Origin of the sequence: Streptomyces sp. NPDC001410 (assembly GCF_042895235.1) — a bacterium.
GTDB lineage: Bacteria > Actinomycetota > Actinomycetes > Streptomycetales > Streptomycetaceae > Streptomyces.
On sequence record NZ_JBIAWE010000003.1, the window covers coordinates 450,099 to 465,705 of the forward strand.

Annotated in this window: 16 protein-coding genes; 8 read left to right on the forward strand and 8 right to left on the reverse strand. The window is 69.8% G+C overall.

Annotated features, from left to right (window positions below; genetic code table 11):
- Positions 1-614: 614 nt before the first annotated feature.
- The gene (locus tag ACFY3C_RS08685; RefSeq protein ID WP_390770362.1) at positions 615-1,982 is read right to left on the reverse strand and encodes a cellulase family glycosylhydrolase; all 1,368 of its coding nucleotides are present in this window, start codon (positions 1,980-1,982) and stop codon (positions 615-617) included.
- Between the two features lie 138 nt (positions 1,983-2,120).
- Entirely contained in the window at positions 2,121-3,047 is a 927-nt protein-coding gene (locus ACFY3C_RS08690) for a cupin domain-containing protein (protein WP_390770255.1), read from the reverse strand.
- 126 nt (positions 3,048-3,173) lie between these two features.
- On the opposite strand from ACFY3C_RS08690, the gene ACFY3C_RS08695 reads away from it, so the two are divergent.
- Complete coding sequence (locus ACFY3C_RS08695; protein WP_390770256.1) at positions 3,174-3,941, forward strand: MBL fold metallo-hydrolase; 768 nt, start codon at positions 3,174-3,176, stop codon at positions 3,939-3,941.
- A gap of 96 nt (positions 3,942-4,037) precedes the next feature.
- On the opposite strand, the gene ACFY3C_RS08700 is transcribed toward ACFY3C_RS08695, so the two are convergent.
- The gene (locus tag ACFY3C_RS08700; RefSeq protein WP_386577464.1) at positions 4,038-5,087 is read right to left on the reverse strand and encodes a GlxA family transcriptional regulator; all 1,050 of its coding nucleotides are present in this window, start codon (positions 5,085-5,087) and stop codon (positions 4,038-4,040) included.
- A gap of 154 nt (positions 5,088-5,241) precedes the next feature.
- Here ACFY3C_RS08700 and ACFY3C_RS08705 point away from each other — a divergent pair, with 154 nt between their 5' ends.
- A complete protein-coding gene (locus ACFY3C_RS08705; protein WP_390770257.1) occupies positions 5,242-6,165 on the forward strand; it encodes an NADP-dependent oxidoreductase in 924 nt (307 codons plus the stop codon).
- A gap of 138 nt (positions 6,166-6,303) precedes the next feature.
- Positions 6,304-7,467 carry a hypothetical protein gene (locus ACFY3C_RS08710; RefSeq protein WP_390770258.1) on the forward strand — a complete coding sequence of 388 codons (1,164 nt, stop codon included), beginning with the start codon at positions 6,304-6,306 and terminating at the stop codon, positions 7,465-7,467.
- Between the two features lie 101 nt (positions 7,468-7,568).
- Here ACFY3C_RS08710 and ACFY3C_RS08715 read toward each other — a convergent pair whose 3' ends face one another.
- Complete coding sequence (locus ACFY3C_RS08715) at positions 7,569-8,054, reverse strand: hypothetical protein (RefSeq protein WP_390770259.1); 486 nt, start codon at positions 8,052-8,054, stop codon at positions 7,569-7,571.
- Positions 8,055-8,579: 525 nt separating this feature from the next.
- Between ACFY3C_RS08715 and ACFY3C_RS08720 the strand changes: the two genes are divergently transcribed.
- Positions 8,580-9,398: a hypothetical protein gene (locus tag ACFY3C_RS08720; RefSeq protein WP_390770260.1), complete on the forward strand. Its 819-nt coding sequence runs from the start codon at positions 8,580-8,582 to the stop codon at positions 9,396-9,398.
- A 17-nt stretch (positions 9,399-9,415) separates the two neighbouring features.
- Here ACFY3C_RS08720 and ACFY3C_RS08725 read toward each other — a convergent pair whose 3' ends face one another.
- Positions 9,416-10,111 carry a TetR/AcrR family transcriptional regulator gene (locus ACFY3C_RS08725; RefSeq protein WP_390770261.1) on the reverse strand — a complete coding sequence of 232 codons (696 nt, stop codon included), beginning with the start codon at positions 10,109-10,111 and terminating at the stop codon, positions 9,416-9,418.
- On the opposite strand from ACFY3C_RS08725, the gene ACFY3C_RS08730 reads away from it, so the two are divergent.
- A complete protein-coding gene (locus tag ACFY3C_RS08730) occupies positions 10,110-10,574 on the forward strand; it encodes an SRPBCC family protein (protein ID WP_390770262.1) in 465 nt (154 codons plus the stop codon). The genes ACFY3C_RS08725 and ACFY3C_RS08730 overlap by 2 nt on opposite strands.
- A 65-nt stretch (positions 10,575-10,639) precedes the next feature.
- Here ACFY3C_RS08730 and ACFY3C_RS08735 read toward each other — a convergent pair whose 3' ends face one another.
- Entirely contained in the window at positions 10,640-11,095 is a 456-nt protein-coding gene (locus ACFY3C_RS08735) for a GNAT family N-acetyltransferase (protein ID WP_390770263.1), read from the reverse strand.
- Between the two features lies 1 nt (position 11,096).
- A complete protein-coding gene (locus tag ACFY3C_RS08740) occupies positions 11,097-11,594 on the reverse strand; it encodes an aminoacyl-tRNA deacylase (RefSeq protein WP_390770264.1) in 498 nt (165 codons plus the stop codon).
- A gap of 168 nt (positions 11,595-11,762) precedes the next feature.
- Between ACFY3C_RS08740 and ACFY3C_RS08745 the strand changes: the two genes are divergently transcribed.
- The gene (locus tag ACFY3C_RS08745) at positions 11,763-12,506 is read left to right on the forward strand and encodes a class I SAM-dependent methyltransferase (RefSeq protein ID WP_390770265.1); all 744 of its coding nucleotides are present in this window, start codon (positions 11,763-11,765) and stop codon (positions 12,504-12,506) included.
- 13 nt (positions 12,507-12,519) lie between these two features.
- Here ACFY3C_RS08745 and ACFY3C_RS08750 read toward each other — a convergent pair whose 3' ends face one another.
- Positions 12,520-13,398: a GNAT family N-acetyltransferase gene (locus tag ACFY3C_RS08750; protein ID WP_390770266.1), complete on the reverse strand. Its 879-nt coding sequence runs from the start codon at positions 13,396-13,398 to the stop codon at positions 12,520-12,522.
- 130 nt (positions 13,399-13,528) lie between these two features.
- On the opposite strand from ACFY3C_RS08750, the gene ACFY3C_RS08755 reads away from it, so the two are divergent.
- Together ACFY3C_RS08755 and ACFY3C_RS08760 are read left to right on the forward strand one after the other, a co-directional pair.
- Positions 13,529-14,602 carry an ABC transporter substrate-binding protein gene (locus ACFY3C_RS08755; RefSeq protein WP_390770267.1) on the forward strand — a complete coding sequence of 358 codons (1,074 nt, stop codon included), beginning with the start codon at positions 13,529-13,531 and terminating at the stop codon, positions 14,600-14,602.
- 215 nt (positions 14,603-14,817) lie between these two features.
- Complete coding sequence (locus ACFY3C_RS08760; RefSeq protein WP_390770268.1) at positions 14,818-15,600, forward strand: DUF899 family protein; 783 nt, start codon at positions 14,818-14,820, stop codon at positions 15,598-15,600.
- Positions 15,601-15,607 lie beyond the last annotated feature (7 nt).

Here is a 15,607-nt window from a genome sequence, read left to right on the forward strand (position 1 = left end):
ACCGCGTGAACGTAGCCGCCGAGCGCGGCGTCGAGGCGGGTGCTGACCGTGGGCGGGAAAGCAGCGGCATCGCGGGCGACGAGCGAGACATCGGTGGCCTCGGTGGCGACGATGGTCTCCGTACTCTCCAGCTGCGTCCAGAGGGTGACGATGACGAAGGCCAGGATGATCCCGTAGATCGCGCCGAACATCCCCAGCGTCACTCCGACCATGTCGTTGGCGACGGCCAGGACGACGGTCCCGCCGACGGTGATCACGGCCAGGGTGAAGGTGCTGAAACGGTTGAGCAACCAGAGCAACATGTGCGCGGAGTCTAGGGACATGAGGCTCCCCGTCATCGCTCCTGGCGCTCTGGCCTACGGGCGCGAACACGGCCCGAGAACGGCACCTTTGCGCTCTGCGAAGCCCACGGTCCGTTTCGGCGGGCGCGTCCGACGCCCCGAGGAGTCCACACGATCGAGCGTAGGAGAGATCGTCGTGTTAACGGACCGGGTAGCCGGACCCGGGCGGCACCGTGACAAGTCGTGCCTGACGGGCACGAAGGCGAGATCCGCTGGCGCCGGAGCATCGGACGATGACTTCAACGATCCACAGGTCCGAGGCCCGTCGGCCTGTCAGTCGCGTTCGACGGTGATCGTCACTTCGCTGCCCGGGGCGGCCAGGATCCATGCCTTGCCAGCGGTCCTGCGTAGCGTGACCGCATTGCCGTCGGTGGTGATGCGCCAAGGGCCCGGAGGCAGGGATATCTCTGTCAGCCGGGAGCCGTGGCGTGCCGCGGTGTAGGCCAGCCGGTACACGGCATCGGCGGGGCTGTACGAAGCGGAGCGGATCGCGCCCGCCACGGCCTCCGCGTACGGTTCGGCGGTCAGCTCCTTGTTGGTGCGGAAGGCGCCGGAGTTGTCGACGGCGCAGTACCCGCTGCCGTAGCACCAGACATAGCCCGCCCAGCCGGAGCTGTAGCGGCGCAGCGAGTCCATCGCGTCGTGGTAGAAGCGCTTCATGTTCGGCAGGGAGCTGTTGAGTGGACCCCATTCCCCGACCACGATCGGGACCTTGTACTGCTTGGGGTACTCGGTGACGGCCTGCTCGTAGGCCTCGATCCAGCCGGCGTCGGGATCGTAGTCGGCGCCCGCCTCCATGGCGGCGTTGTAGAAGTGCGGTGCATACACCACCTTGGGATCGTCGATGCGTCCGAGGCCGGTCGGTACGCCCTCGCCGACGATCGGGGTGGGTTCGACGAAGACCCAGGAGTCCGGGTCGACCGAACGCACCGAGTCGGCCAGGCGGTTGTACATGGGGGTGAGCTGATCGTGCTCGATCCGGTGGGCGGCCGTCGGCAGGTCTTCCCCCTGGCGCAGCTCGCCCATGGGTTCGTTGACGAGGTCGTAGCCGAGGAGAGCCGGGTGGTGAGCGAAGCGTTCCGCGAGGACCCGCCACGCCCGGGCCTGGGCGCGTTGGAGGTCGCGGTCCTGGTAGAGGTGGGTGAAGGCGCGCTGGACGGCGGGCTCGAAGTACTCGGCGAACCAGTCGTCCGGGTGGGCGGTGAAGGGAAGTCCATCGGTCCTGGTCGCCCACTCGGGGATGCCGCGATGGCCGAAAGCGGGTCCGAAGACGTCCTGGTGGGCGTCGATCACGACCTTCATGTCGTGTCGTTCGGCCCAGTCCAGGATGCGTTCGATCTTCCGCAGGTACGTCTCGCTGTAGTGGCCGCGCCGCGGTTCCAGGTCGTCCCAGAAGACCAGCAGCCGGGCGAAGTTGAAGCCCTTGGCCCGCATGTCGCGGAAGTGGTTCTCGGTGATGGCCGACAGGGCTCTTTCGCCCCGGTTCGTCTTGTCCTCGACGTTCCAGCCGCGCAGGCTGAGGACACGTCCGTGCCGGTCGGTGAGTTCGGGAATGCCGTCCGCGGCTTGCCCGGCGTGGGCGCTCGTGGGGGCGAGCAGTGCGGCGACAACCGCGCCGGCCGTCAGGGTCGTTCGCAGCACCACGGGAGACCTCCGGGCCGTCGGGTTCGAGGTGCCGCGCATCCCATCAGTAGCCGTGGCATGTTTCAAGTGGTCGTACAAACCGTTTCTCGCCTCCATGTCCCGCTGCGGGAAGGCGGCTTGGTACGCGGACGCCCGTCACAGGTGATGGTCGGTGCGGTGGCGGCTCGGCGGGGTTCCCCATTGACGCGTGAAGGCCCGGGAGAACGCCGATACCGAGCCGTAGCCGACGCTCCTGGCCACGGCCGGCAGCGCGTCGGCGGTGTCACGGAGGCGCCGGCCGGCCAGTTCCAGGCGCCAGCGGGTGAGGTAGGCCAGCGGCGGCTCGCCGACGAGGTCCGTGAAGCGTCGGGAGAGCGTGGCGCGGGAGACACCGACCCGGTGTGCCAGTTCCTCGACGGTCCAGGGCCGGGCCGGGTCCTCGTGCAGGAGTGAGATCGCGGCAGCGACCTGCGGGTCTCGCAGGCCCAGGACCCAGGAGGTGCCGTGATCGCCCTGATCTGCGGTCCACCGGCGCAGGATGTGGACGAAGAGCACGTCGGTCAGTCGGTCGATGACCGTCTGGGAACCGGGCCTGGGTTCGGCGAGTTCGGCTGTGAGCATCCGGAGAGTGTCGGCGAGCTCGCTCCGCTCGGGCGCTTCGCCCTTGACAGCGCGCAGCACCAGCACCGGTGGGAGGGTGAGCAGTGGGCGGGAGACGCGTCCGTCGAAGCGGTAGCCGCCGCAGATGATCCGGGTACGGGGCCCCGGGCCGGAGATGTGGACCTCCGACTCCCGGTGTCCGGGGCGTGCGGCCACGAGGTCGTCATAGGGGGTCGCCGGGCCGCTCGGGGCGCCGGACATCACGTGGCCGGCGCCGACGGGCAGCAGGACCAGGTCGCCGGTGGCGAGCCGGATCGGCTCGGCCCCTGGGCGGCGCAGCCAGCAGGAGCCGTTGATGACGGTGTGGAAGACCGCGATCGGCAGCTTCGGGAACTCGATACCCCAGGGCGCTGCCACGTCGACCCGGGCGAGCACGGTGCCGCCGACCTTGGCTGCGGTGAGGACATCCGCGAGCGTGTCCATGTCGGCAGCGTACTCGAACGCATGAGACGAACGGCAATGAATCTGCGCATCACAAGCATGGATCGGCTCAATCGGTGCTCGTAGCGTCGAGATGTCCGAACCTGTTCACTCTGAACGGAGTACTCCGTGCCCGGCACGAAGGTCATCCCCCTCCCGCTCCTCGGGAAGCGGAACGTCAACGCCTATCTGCTCCTCGGCCGCCGGCCGGTCGTCGTCGACTCCGGTGTTCCCGGCAGCGGCCGCAAGGTCTGCGAACGCGTCGCCGAGCAGGGGGTGGACCCGAACGACATTTCCATGATCGTCGTCACCCACGGCCACATCGACCACTTCGGCGGAGCCGCCGAACTGAGCCGTCTGACCGGGGCACCGATCGCCGCGCACGTGGGCGATCTTTGGCAGTACACCAGCGGCCGGGTGCGCGAGCCCTACCTGCCGACCGGGAGGCTGGGCAGGCTTTTGGCCCCGCTTCCGCCGTTCCATGTCCGAGCCGAGCCGTTCACCCCGCAGGTCCTCGTCCGCGGGGAGACGCCGCTGGCGGACTACGGTATCGACGCACGCATCGTCCCCACCCCGGGCCACACCGCCGGGTCGGTGTCAGTCCTCACCGAGGCGGGCGACCTCGTCGCGGGAGACCTGATCGCGACACCGCTGCTGGGACTGCTGCCCCGCCGGCCCTGGAACCCGCCGTTCCATGACGACCCGCTCGCCAACCTGGCCAGTCTCCGGAGCATGCTCGACCTGGGACCCGAGCGGCTGCACGCGGGCCACGGCGGCATGCTTGATCCCGACCGGGTGCGGCGGTGGGTGGTGAAGGAGCAGCGACGGCTGGAGCGGCTGGAGGCGAAAGGACGGTTGCGGGTACGCGTGGATGACGATGTTTCCAGCGACGCCTGAGAGCCCGTCACCCAACCCCGCGACCAAGGTCGCCCTGGAAGATCTGGACCGGCATGGTGCTTGCGGGTCGGCTGGAGAGTCGAAACCCGTGGCGTTTCAGGGCTGTCGCCCCTGCGCTCGAGGCCGAAGCACGGGTGCCGGGTCGGGATCGTTGGCATTGAAGGTGCGGCGATAGGTGGCGGGTGAGACCCCGAAGGCCGTTCTCATGTGCGCACGCAGGGAGTTGGCGGTGCCGAAGCCGGCCCGGTGCGCGATCAGGTCGATCGGCAGGTCGGTGGTTTCCAGCAGTTGCTTGGCGAGTTCCAGGCGTTGTGCGGTGAGCCATTGCACCGGCGTCATACCGACCTCGTCGCGGAACCGGCGGGTGAAGGTGCGCAGGCTCATCCGGGCGTGCTCGGCGAGCTGGGTGAGGGGCAGTGGTTCGTCGAGGTGTTCGAGGGCCCAGGCGCGGGTGGCGGTGGTGCTGGCGGTGGTGGGCTCGGGGACGGGGCGATCGATGTACTGGGCTTGTCCGCCGTCTCTCCAGGGAGGTACGACGCACATGCGGGCGGCCCGGTTGGCGGCGGCGGCACCGTGGTCGCGGCGGATCATGTGCAGGCACAGGTCGACGCCGGCGGCGACTCCGGCGGAGGTGAGTACGTCGCCGTCGTCGACGAAGAGGACGTCCTCGTCGACCTTGACGTTGGGGTAGGCGCGGCGGAACTCCGGGGCCAGGTTCCAGTGGGTGGTGGCCGGCCGGCCGTCGAGGAGTCCGGCTGCGGCGAGCACGTAGGACCCGGTGCAGATGGACACGAGTCGGGTGCCGGGGCGGATGCCGGCGATGGCGGCGGTCACCTCGGGGGGCAGGGGGCCACCCTGGCCCAGTTCGGGCATGGCGTGGGTGGGCGGGAGGATCACGGTGTCCGCGGCGGCCAGCGCCTCGGGTCCGGCGGCGGGCTGCACGGTGAAACCGGCGTCACTGGGCACGGGGGCGCCGTCGGCGGTGCAGACGGTGACGTCGTAGAGCGGGCGACCCTCGGCGTCCTGCACGCTGCCGAAGACACGGGAGGGGATGCCGAGCTCGAAGGGCGGGACGCCGGGCAGGGCGAGGACGGCGATCCGGTGCCGCCGGGGCGTCTGCTCCGACCGGTTCCGCTCGTCCTCCATGATCGGCCCCCGCACATCGCTCATGGCCAGATCCTGTCACATAGTGGCCAAACGGCCAACACCATGGCGGGCCGGGGTGCCGGATCGTGGACTGCGTCGCGCCGGGGACGTCCCGGCGACGAGCCGATCGAGACGAAAGAGCGAGGCGGACAGCATGCGTGCGGTGGTCGTGGAGCAGTGGGGCGGACCCGAGAGCCTGGTCGAGCGCGAGGTCGAGCGCCCCGCGCCGGGACTGGGTGAGGTCCTGGTGCGGGTGCACGCGGCCGGGGTGAACCCGGTGGACTGGAAGACCCGTGCCAGCGGTGCCCTGATCGAGTGGGGCGCCGTGCCGGTGGTGGGCTGGGACGTGTCCGGCACGGTCGAGGCCGTCGGGCCCGGCGTGGGGGTGTTCCAGGTCGGTGACGAGGTCTTCGGGATGCCGCTGTTCCCGCGCCAGGCGGGCGGCTACGCCGAGTACGTGGTGGCACCGGCCCGGCATCTCGCCCCGAAGCCGGCGGGCCTGTCCCACGTGGAGGCGGCGGCGCTGCCGCTCGCCGCGCTGACCGCCTGGCAGGCCCTGGTGGACGCGGCCCACGTGCGTCCCGGCGAGCGGGTGCTCGTGCACGCCGCGGCCGGCGGAGTGGGCCACCTCGCGGTGCAGATCGCCAAGGCCCGCGGCGCGTACGTGATCGGCACGGCCAGCGCCGGCAAGCACGACCTGGTGCGCCGGCTGGGCGCGGATGAGGTGGTCGACTACCGGTCGGTCCGGTTCGAGGACGTCGTGGGCGACATCGACGTGGTGCTGGACGGGCTCGGCGGCGAGACGGCCGAGCGCTCCCTGAAGGTGCTCAGGGCCGGCGGCCGGCTGATCACCCTGCCCGGCCCGGACGACGTACCCGCCGCCCAGGCCGGGGTACAGGCGGCGTGGGTCCTGGTCGAGCCGGACCACCTGGGCCTGCGCGAGATCGCCGCTCTGGTGGAGCAGGGTGCGCTGCGGCCGGTGGTCGAGACGGTCCTGCCGCTGGAGGAGGCCATGAAGGCGCACGAGATCGGCGAGCAGGGTCGCACTACCGGCAAGATCGTCCTTACGGTCGCCTGATCGGATCAGATCGGATCAGATGCCCTCCACGCCGCCTCTCGCGGTCATCTGTGACAACCGCTGACTGGGCATCGCATCGGCCGCCCTCTACCCTCTGTGCCCGACCTCGGCCTCTTCCCCCAAGGAGGGCGTACGAAGATGAGACGTGGAACGGACGGCACTGGCTTACGGCGTTCGGCGGCCGGTCCGGTTGCCCTGATCCTTGCTGTCGCGGCCATGGTGACCGGCAGCGGCCCCGCACAGGCGGCCCCGGCCGGTCGGGCCTCGGCCGCGACGGTGGACCTGTCGCGATGGATGGGCGACATGCACGGCTACCTCGACAACCAGCCGCTCAACCGGATCGCGATGCCCGGCAGCCACGACTCCGGCAGCTGGAGCATCCCGGCCGACCCCGCCCTGTGCACCAGCGGCTGGTCCTACAACGTCGCCAAGCTCGACTCGCGGCTGGCCGCCAGCATCTCGCGAGCCCAGAGCGACAGCCTCACCGACCAGCTCAACGAGGGCGCCCGCTACCTCGATCTGCGGCTGTGCTTCGAGGGTGGGCAGTGGAGGACCTTCCACAGTGCCCCGATGGGAGGACTGTTCTTCGACGATGCCTCGGGCGAGGCGGCCTCCCTCAAGCGCTGGATCGACGAGCACCTTTCGGAAGTCGTCATCATCAGTGTGTCGGCGGCCGTTCCGGCGGGCACCGACGCCGCGGAGCCGGTGACCAGGTTGCGGGACCTGTTCGGCTCCCGTGTCGCCCTGCGGACCGAGCTGTCCCCGGCTTCCACCTACCGTGACTTCGTGAAGGCCAGGAAGAACGTCGTGCTCGTCGACTCCTCGGCGGTGGTCGACCAGCCCTGGGCCTGGCACGCGGACAGCGTCTCCGACCGCGGCAGCTACCCGGCAGGAGACCCGTCCTGGTGGGAGATCCTCAAGGCGTTCTTCAACGGCAGCCCGCCCCAGCAGATCTACGACCAGACGCTGTCCCTCAACCAGGCGGCCCTCGCCCGTGACCCCGGGACGGACGCCGGCCGGTTCTTCGTGCTGTCGAGCATCGTCCAGCCGGACCTGCAGATACCCCAGCTCTTCCTGATCAGGTTGCTCTCGCCGTTCTTCCCGGCTTCTGTCCGGGACAACTACCTCATGTACCTCGCCAATGGTCTGAACCCCCAGCTGGTCACCAAGCTGAGGACGGACTGGCGGGCGCCTGAACTCGCCCGCAACATGAACATCGTGTCGATCGACGACCTGGGCCACCGGCCGCAGGGCGACCTCCAGCGCGCCGTCATCGACATCAACACGCTTCCTGGCCGGTGACCGGCTCGGGGGTCGTTTTGCCGGCATCACCCGGAAGGCCGAAGGCCGGAGCCCGAGTGGCGGTACTGCGGCCGCTTTCGGACAGTAGGAACCATGAACCGTCATCGACGCCGGCGCCGTCGGGCCCCGTGGATCGCGGGCGGTGCCGCCGTACTCATCCTCGGCGGCATCGGCGTCTGGGCGTTGGTGACGCCGGACCACGGCACGTCCCGCCCGCCGCCGTCGGGCATGACACAGCCCACGCCGACACCTACGCCGACGCCTACACCCACGCCGACGCCTACGGCGAGCCCCACGCCCCGGCAGTCGGCGCCGTCGCCCAGCCGGCCCCAGCCGACGCCGGGCACGACGACAGCCGCCCCGTCGCCCCCACCCAAGCCGGAGGCGACACGGAGGCAGCCCTCGGCCCCCAGGCCGTCGGCGACGACAGCACCGAAGACCACACCCGCGTCACCGCCGTCATCGCCGCTGTCCCCGTCACCACCGTCATCACCTCCGGTACGGCCGACACCCTCGTCACCGCCGTCCCCCTCAGCGTCCTCATCGCCTCCGGCACGGCTGACGGCGCCGTCGACACGGTGGTACACGAGTCCGGTCGCAGTGGCCGCTGCTCAGCGCATGGCTGCCGCCAAAGTGGTCGGCGACCCTGCCTGCTCGCTGTCGGCCGTCGGCCAGCCGGATCCGGCATTGCTACCAGGAGGCCTAGCAGCGGTGGGCACCGGGCAGGCCGGCCCTTACTGGTGCCTGATCTGGTAGCGCCTTGCGGCAATGGCCCGGTTGCGAAGCGTCTGGTCGCCGCTGATCGGGGCATGACCGTGTCCGCGAGGCGTCTCGTTCTCTGACAGCCGCTCAGCTCCTTGCGCAGCCGTTCGCTGCCGAATGGGTGACGATAAATCAGATAATCATGATCCGGATTCATTTCGGCGTAACTCCCCTTCCTTTCATGGAATTTGATGTGCATTCAACGGGGCGGGTGGGTAGGCCCCGATCCCTCGTTCGGCCCCCTGGGCGCATTTTTCCGGTATGTGCGATAGGGCGGCCATGGAGATAGTGAGTGCGTTGAGTCCCGTGCCGACTGCCCCGGCCGACCCTTCTCAGACGGGAGAAGTTGCATGCGCAAGACCCGGTCCACCGCTGTCACCGCGGCCGCCGTGGCCCTGGCCGCGGGCGGCATCACCTACGCCTCGGCCTACTCCGGGCCGACCACCCATGCACCGGCAGCCCACGCGCCGGCCGCCCACCCTCCGATCGCCCATGCGCCGGCGGCCCAGCAACCGGATACCCCCACCGAGTCTTTCCTCGGCACGGGCGCGGGCACGGGCACGGACACGGACACCGACGCTGGTACTGGCGGCGTTCCCGGCCCCGACACCGGCACTGGCGGCGCTCCCGGCGTCATCGCCGGCGGTGGCACCGGCACTGGCAATGTTGGCGGCACCGGCAACGTTGGCGGCACCGGCAATGTTGGCGGCACCGGCAATGTTGGCGGCACTGGCGTCATTGGCGGCACCGGCGTCATCGGTGGCGCCGGTGTCGTTGGCGGCACCAGTGCCGGAAAGGGCAATGAGGGCGTCATCGGCGTCGGGGGGATTGCCGGCAATGTGGGTAACGCCGGCCGTAACAACGAGCGCAACAGGGGCCACGAGGAGGAGGAAGGCCGGATCCAGATCAACGAGCGGACGTACAGCAGCCACCCGGGTGACTGCATCACCGTGGTCCTTCTGAACGACGCCACGTCCTTGAACGTCCGCAACGACAGCCGTCGTGCCGTCGAGGTGTTCGACGGTTCCGTCTGCGACAGCGGTGCTCCCGTCGCCGTGGTTGGGCCCCATGACGAAGCCTTCGGCGTGCCCGTGACACTCACGCCCCCCCGCACCTTGGCCAGCTTCTGGGTGGTCGACGAGCGTCGTCATGGTCGGGACGACTGGTGAGCGGGATCGCATTGCCTTCACGTCGCTACTGAGGACTCCGAGCCGTAGCACAGCCGGAGGAACTCCTCCATCGCCGCGTCGACGCCGGCGCGGTCACCGGTGGCGAGCAGGTCGAGCAACAGGCCGCGGACGGTGGCAAGCCCCAGCCTGGCGCGATTGCGGGCCGTGGCAGGATTCGCCCCAGCGGCCATCTCGGCGGCCGCGAGCGGCTCCAGCCAGTCCGTCACGAGCCCTTCGAGCACCGGGACGGCCTCGGGGCGGCCCCGCAGCGCGTGGCCGCAGATCTCGAAGAACAGCCGCTCCTGACCGGCCAGCCCGGGGTCTGTCAGCTGCTGCCACAGTCGCCGCGCGGCATCGGCGGGTGAGAGACCGGGTTCCAGTCGAAGCTGGGACAGCAGATCGCGCTGGCGCCGCTCCGACGTCCTGACGATCTCGACGAGCAGCTGTTCCTTGGAGCCGAAGTAGTGGATCAGCATGCGGTGACTGACGCCGATCGCGGCGCCCAGGCGGCGCAGGCTCAGGTCCGCGATGCCGTGTGCTGCGACGTGGTCGACGGCCGCGTCCACCAGCCGTGCACGTCGGTCCCCACCCGTGCCGTGCGCGGCCTGGTCTGCAGGGCGCGAGTCATCCGCATTCACCACGTCATCCACCGCGTCATTCACCACGTCGCGAGTGTACCGATCGGTACATGACGAATGTACCGTGTGGTACATGCAGTCTGTCACCGTGTCCATCGACGTACCGCAGACGCCCGAGCAGGTCTACGACTTCCTCGATGTCATGGCTCACCACGAGCGATTCACCAGCCACTACCTGACCCACTGGCGCTACAGCGGCCCCAGCCGCGGCGTCGGATCGGGTGCCACGGTCACCGCCGCGCTGGCCGGCACGAAGACCGACGTCATCATCGAGGTCGTCGAAGCCGACCCACCGCTGCGCATCGTCGAACGCAACGTCAGCGCGGCCGGTCGGCGCCTGGCGCACGGCACCTACACCATCGAACCGCTGCAAACCGGTGGGAGCCGCGTCTCGTTCACGTACGCCTGGGTACGCGCCCCTCTCGCCGACCGTCTGCTGGCACCAGTCGTCCGGGCCACGATGCGGCGCACCAACCGCACGGTCATGCGACGGCTGGCCGCCGAGTTGGCCCGCCACGTCTCCAGTGTCGGCTCCTGACAGCGGTGCAGCCCGGCTTTCCGCCCGACGCGCCGGTGTCGGGCGGGATCGCAGGTGGCTGTCAGTCAGGACTCAGGCGTTGTTGACCAGCATGTGGTGGACCACTTGAGATGAACGGCGGTCTCGTGGAACCCCAGACCGCGATAGAAGTCGGCCGCCCTGCGGGTCGGCACGGTCACCTCGACGTCCTTTGCCTCTCGGGCCCTTGCCTGCGCTGCCCGGATCAGCGCGGAACCCGTACCGCGGCCACGCGCGGGCGTGTCCACGGTGAGTTCCAGCAGTTCGAGGATCGTTCCACCGGCGAAGAGGGTGGGCGTGCGCAGTGCGAGCAGGTACCCGACCACGCTCGAGTCCTGCTCGGCGACGAGGAACTCGGCTCTGCCGCCGGCGGCGGCCTCGATGATCCGGGGGAACGTGACGTCGTCGAAGACGGCCCGGTCGGGCGCGTAGCTCGTCACGAAGCCGCTGAGCAGACGGTAGATGTCGTCGGAGTCCGAGAGCGTGGCGTCGCGGATGGTCATGTCATGCCGGTTTGTCCGCCGGGAGGTCGGCGATCGGTGCCGTCCTGGCTGCCGGAACGGCGGCCATGAGCTCCGCCGCTTCGATCTCGATACTGCTGTCGGGCCGGCCGCTGCCGCAGTGCACACGCCCCAGGCTGCTGACGGACTCGTCGAACACCACCACCGCAGCCCGGTCCGCGGACACCGGGCACACCCCGCCCGGCTGCATTCCTGCCCGCGCCAGCCGCCCGGCGTCGGCGGGGGACAGGTCGCCCCGGCGGATCCCGGCCGCGCGGGCGAGGGCGCCGTACCGGAGCCGTGCATGTCCGGGCAGCGCTGCCAGCAGCAGGCGGTCCTCGGATGTGACGAATGCCAGTGTCTTGACGGTCCGCTCCAGTGGAACGCCCAACGCAGTGCACACTTCCACGGGCCTGATCACGTCAGGATGCTCATGCAGCCAGAAGGACACACCAAGCGCCGCGAGGACCTCCGGTGGACCAATGGGGGCGGGAGCGTTCACCACGCCGAGATTACCGTGCAGGGACGCGAGTTGATCCCTGTTTGTAGAAGTAGAAGTCGGCACCAAGCCGCGGATCCAACGAGCATCTTCGAACTTCCCTGGAAGGAAGGCGACTTCACGCGCAGACGGACAGGCGTGGAACCGTACCTGTTTCGCATACTGGTCGGCATGGCCACCTATGACTCGATCGGCGCAACGTACGCCCGGACACGACAGCCTGATCCGCGGATCGCCGCGCAGGTTCACGCCGCACTCGGGAACGTGACCGACGTGATCAACGTCGGTGCGGGTACCGGCTCTTACGAACCGCCGCAGACGGCCCTCGCGGTCGAACCCAGCCAGGTCATGATCGCCCAGCGCCCGTCGGGATCCGCGCCTGCCGTGCAGGCGGTCGCAGAACACCTCCCGCTGCGCGACAATGCCGCCGATGCCGTGATGGCCCTGCTGACCGTCCACCACTGGTCCGACCTCGCAGCCGGAATCGGCGAGCTGCGCAGGGTCGCCCGCCGCCGCATCGTCATCCTGACGTGGGACCAGCACATCTTCCGTGAACGGTTCTGGCTCGTGCGGGACTACCTCCCGCAGGCAGCCGCGTTCGACGACACCCGCGCCACCCCGACCGACCAGCTGGTCGACCGGCTCGGCGGGGCGCGCCAAGAGCCGGTCCGGATCCCCCATGACTGCACGGACGGATTCGGCGCCGCCTATTGGCGCCGCCCCAGCGCCTACCTCGACCCGCGGGTGCGCGCGGGAATCTCCATGCTCGCCCAGACCGGCGAAGACACCCTCGCGCCCGGCCTGACCCGCCTCGCGGAGGACCTGGCGACCGGCCGCTGGCACACACAGCACGCCGAGCTGCTCGCGCTCGACACCCTCGACGTCGGGTACCGGTTACTCGTGGCCGACCACTGACTCGGTCGTGCTCCTAACCGGCTTCCGGTGCGTTGTCGGAGAGGTTGTACCCGGTGAAGTAGGCGACCGGGACGTATCCGATGCGCTGGTAGAGGGCGTTGCTGGTGGCGTTGGCCGGGTTCGTGAACAGGACGACGTCCGTCGCGCCTGCGGCCAGCGCGGCCCGGGTCACCTCGACCGTCACGGCGCCCGCGTAGCCGCGACCCCGGAGGTGGGCCGGGGTGTAGACGGGGTCGACCCGGATCATGCCGCAGACCATCGAAGTCGAGCCGGCCATGGAGACGGGAGTGCCGTCCGGGGTCTCCCAGAACGTGAAGTGCTTGTCGGCGAAGCGCGAATTGGCCCAGGTGTCGGTGTCCAGGGTGGGGGCCTCTCCGACGTCGGCGGCGAACTCGTTGCACCAGTGGATGAGTTGCCCATGGTGCTGCGTGCCCAGGACGCGACCCCGGCCGTCTGGGCGCGGCTCCGGCGGGGTGAGCGTGCCGAGTCGGTAGAGACGTCCTCGCCAGTCACGTACCGGCGTTGTGCCCGTGTGCCGCTGCCATGCCTCGGCGAAAGCGGTGGCGGTGTCGTGGTCCGCGGTGACGCCGGAGAAGGAGTGGCCGAGGCCGGCCAGGTGGGCGGCGAGGGTGTCGGCCTGCTCGGGGGAGAGGGGGGTGAGGGTCAGGCGGCGGGTCGCAAGGCGGTAGAAGATTGCGCGAACCTCGCCCGAGTGCTCGAGGTGGCCGAAGACTGTGGCTTCGGCGCCGTATGCGTCCGCCCCACGCGTTCTCAGTCTCTCGATCACCGTCAGCGGCGTGTTGTGCAGGGCGGGTCGCGAACGCAGGAAGTCTCCGGCTCGGGCGAGAAAGTCATCAAGGTCTTCGGTGAGGTGCCAGTCATCCGGGCGCATGCTTCATGATCCCTGATGCACTCGACTCGGGGGAGCGCTTTCCCGTAGGTGAGCCATCGCCCAGGCTCCGTACGGTGGTGCCAGTCAACCGGGAATAATCGGTTGCCTGTCGGCGATGGTGGCGGATGCAATGTCCGGCATGGTCCAGATCGGCGCTCTCGTTCCCCTGACTCGGCCTGGCTGGGTCGAGGCGGGTCGACACTTGCTCGCTGGACTGGAGTTGGCCGTTCGCGAAGTCAATGACGCCGGCGGGATCGTCGGAAGACCACTCGAACTGGTGGTCCGAGACACCGCGGCTGATCCTCGGAGGGCCGCGGCGGCCGTAGACGAATTGGCTCGCCTGGGCGTGGCTGCCTTGGCGGGGGAGTATCACAGCGTGGTCGCTCGCGCCGCTGCCTCCAGGGCCGACGCCCTCGGTCTGCCGTTCCTCTGCTCGTCAGCGGTCCTCGACGCGCTCACCGAACAGTCGACGGAATGGGTTGCGCGCCTCGCCCCGGCGCAATCCCACGGCTGGCAGATCTACGCGGACTTCCTCCTCAGTGCGGGCCACAGCCGAATCGCCGTAGCGGCCGAGCCGAGTGTCTACTGGGCATCGGGGGCCCGCATTCTGCGGGACTACCTCGCTCCACGCGGCGGCACCGTCATCGAACTCGACATGCGCGCGCTCGCCCCCGCGGCCGTGTGCGACGAACTCGTCGACCATCGCGCGACAGCCCTCCTTCTTCTGGTCGGCCACCCGGAGCCGGCCGTGCCGATCGTCCAGTCCGTCCGCCGCGACCAGCGCCTCGCCGACATCATGATCGGTGCTCCGGCCGGGCAACCGGAGTTCGCCGAATGGGCGACGTTGCTGGGCGACGACGGCACCGCGATCCCGTTCTTGCGCTACCTGCCCGAGCGCCTCAGCCCACTCGGCGCACGAGTCGAGACGGCCCTCCGCGAGCGGCTGGCCGAAGCGCCCTCCTTCGTCGCCTTCGAGGGGTACGACACGGTCGCCGTCCTCGCCGATGTGCTGCGTTCTCACGGCCCGGACCGGGCGCACACTGCCGAATCCTGGCCGCGCGTTGCAGTCGAGGGCACCCGCGGGCAGATCCGGTTCTCCCGCACGCCAGGCATCAGCGTTTGGCAATGGGCTTGGACGCCGGTCCAAGTCGTCGACCGAGATCCGGCGGAACCCGATCGCTTTCGGATCCTCCACGCCGGCTGAGAGAGCACGTAATACGGGCTCTCAGCTTCGCGGCGGGGACCCCGACCGCATGGTCAGAGCGCGTCCGTGAACTCGTCAGCCCGACGTGATCCGTACAGGCTCGGCCGAGGACGCCCCCTGCCGCGATGAGTTCCGGCCGGGTCGCAAGTCTCTTCTGGTGACCGTCTTAGGACGGCGTACGACGCTGCCCGGCACGAGACACCACGGAGGACACCATGACGACCACGCCCAGTGACCCGACCACCGCGCTGCCCGGCCGCCCGCCCGTCGTCGACCTGGGCACCTGGCAGGCCGCCCGTGACGAGCTCCTGGTCCGCGAGAAGGCTTACACCCACGAGGGCGACGCCCTCGCCGCGGCCCGCCGCCGACTGCCGATGGTGGAGTTCGACGGAACGGTCGAGGTCGTCGGACCCGACGGCCCGGTCCCGTTCCTGGACCTGTTCCAGGGCCGCGACGAGCTCGTGGTCTACAAGCACATGTGGTACGACGGCGCGCCGCACCAGGGGCAGTGCGAGGGCTGCACCACCACGGCCTGGCACCTGAAGGACGCCGTCTACCTCAACGCCCGCGGCGTCTCGTTCGCCATCCTGACCACAGGCCGGTGGGACGAGGTGGCCTCCTACGTCGAGTTCATGGGCTACACCCAGCCCTGGTACTCGGTGCGCGACGTGGAGGCGCCGGTCGGCGGCGACATGGGCCATCTCACCTGCTTCCTGCGCGCGGGCGACCGCGTGTTCCTCACCTACTCCACGACGGGCCGCGGCAACGAGCGGGTCAACGGGGCCCTCGGCCTGCTCGACATGACGCCCTACGGCCGCGGCGAGGCGTGGGAGGACAACCCCGAGGGATGGCCCGAAGGCGGCAACGCGTGCTGGTCCTGGCGCTCGGACGCGGAGGGGAACGCCACCTGGGGCCCGACCAGCCGACCCGTACCGCAGTGGACCCGCCCCGGCGCGACCCCTGTGGAGACCCTCGGCCGACACGGCCACCACCACTGACGCACCT

Coding starts and splice junctions, on each gene's coding strand:
- ACFY3C_RS08690 (WP_390770255.1), bottom strand. CDS start 3,047: ATGGACACGCTCGCGGATGTCCTCACCGCAGCCAAGGTCGGCGGCACC.
- ACFY3C_RS08700 (WP_386577464.1), bottom strand. CDS start 5,087: ATGGAGGACGAGCGGAACCGGTCGGAGCAGACGCCCCGGCGGCACCGG.
- ACFY3C_RS08705 (WP_390770257.1), top strand. CDS start 5,242: ATGCGTGCGGTGGTCGTGGAGCAGTGGGGCGGACCCGAGAGCCTGGTC.
- ACFY3C_RS08710 (WP_390770258.1), top strand. CDS start 6,304: ATGAGACGTGGAACGGACGGCACTGGCTTACGGCGTTCGGCGGCCGGT.
- ACFY3C_RS08720 (WP_390770260.1), top strand. CDS start 8,580: ATGCGCAAGACCCGGTCCACCGCTGTCACCGCGGCCGCCGTGGCCCTG.
- ACFY3C_RS08730 (WP_390770262.1), top strand. CDS start 10,110: ATGCAGTCTGTCACCGTGTCCATCGACGTACCGCAGACGCCCGAGCAG.
- ACFY3C_RS08725 (WP_390770261.1), bottom strand. CDS start 10,111: ATGTACCACACGGTACATTCGTCATGTACCGATCGGTACACTCGCGAC.
- ACFY3C_RS08735 (WP_390770263.1), bottom strand. CDS start 11,095: ATGACCATCCGCGACGCCACGCTCTCGGACTCCGACGACATCTACCGT.
- ACFY3C_RS08745 (WP_390770265.1), top strand. CDS start 11,763: ATGGCCACCTATGACTCGATCGGCGCAACGTACGCCCGGACACGACAG.
- ACFY3C_RS08750 (WP_390770266.1), bottom strand. CDS start 13,398: ATGCGCCCGGATGACTGGCACCTCACCGAAGACCTTGATGACTTTCTC.
- ACFY3C_RS08755 (WP_390770267.1), top strand. CDS start 13,529: ATGTCCGGCATGGTCCAGATCGGCGCTCTCGTTCCCCTGACTCGGCCT.
- ACFY3C_RS08760 (WP_390770268.1), top strand. CDS start 14,818: ATGACGACCACGCCCAGTGACCCGACCACCGCGCTGCCCGGCCGCCCG.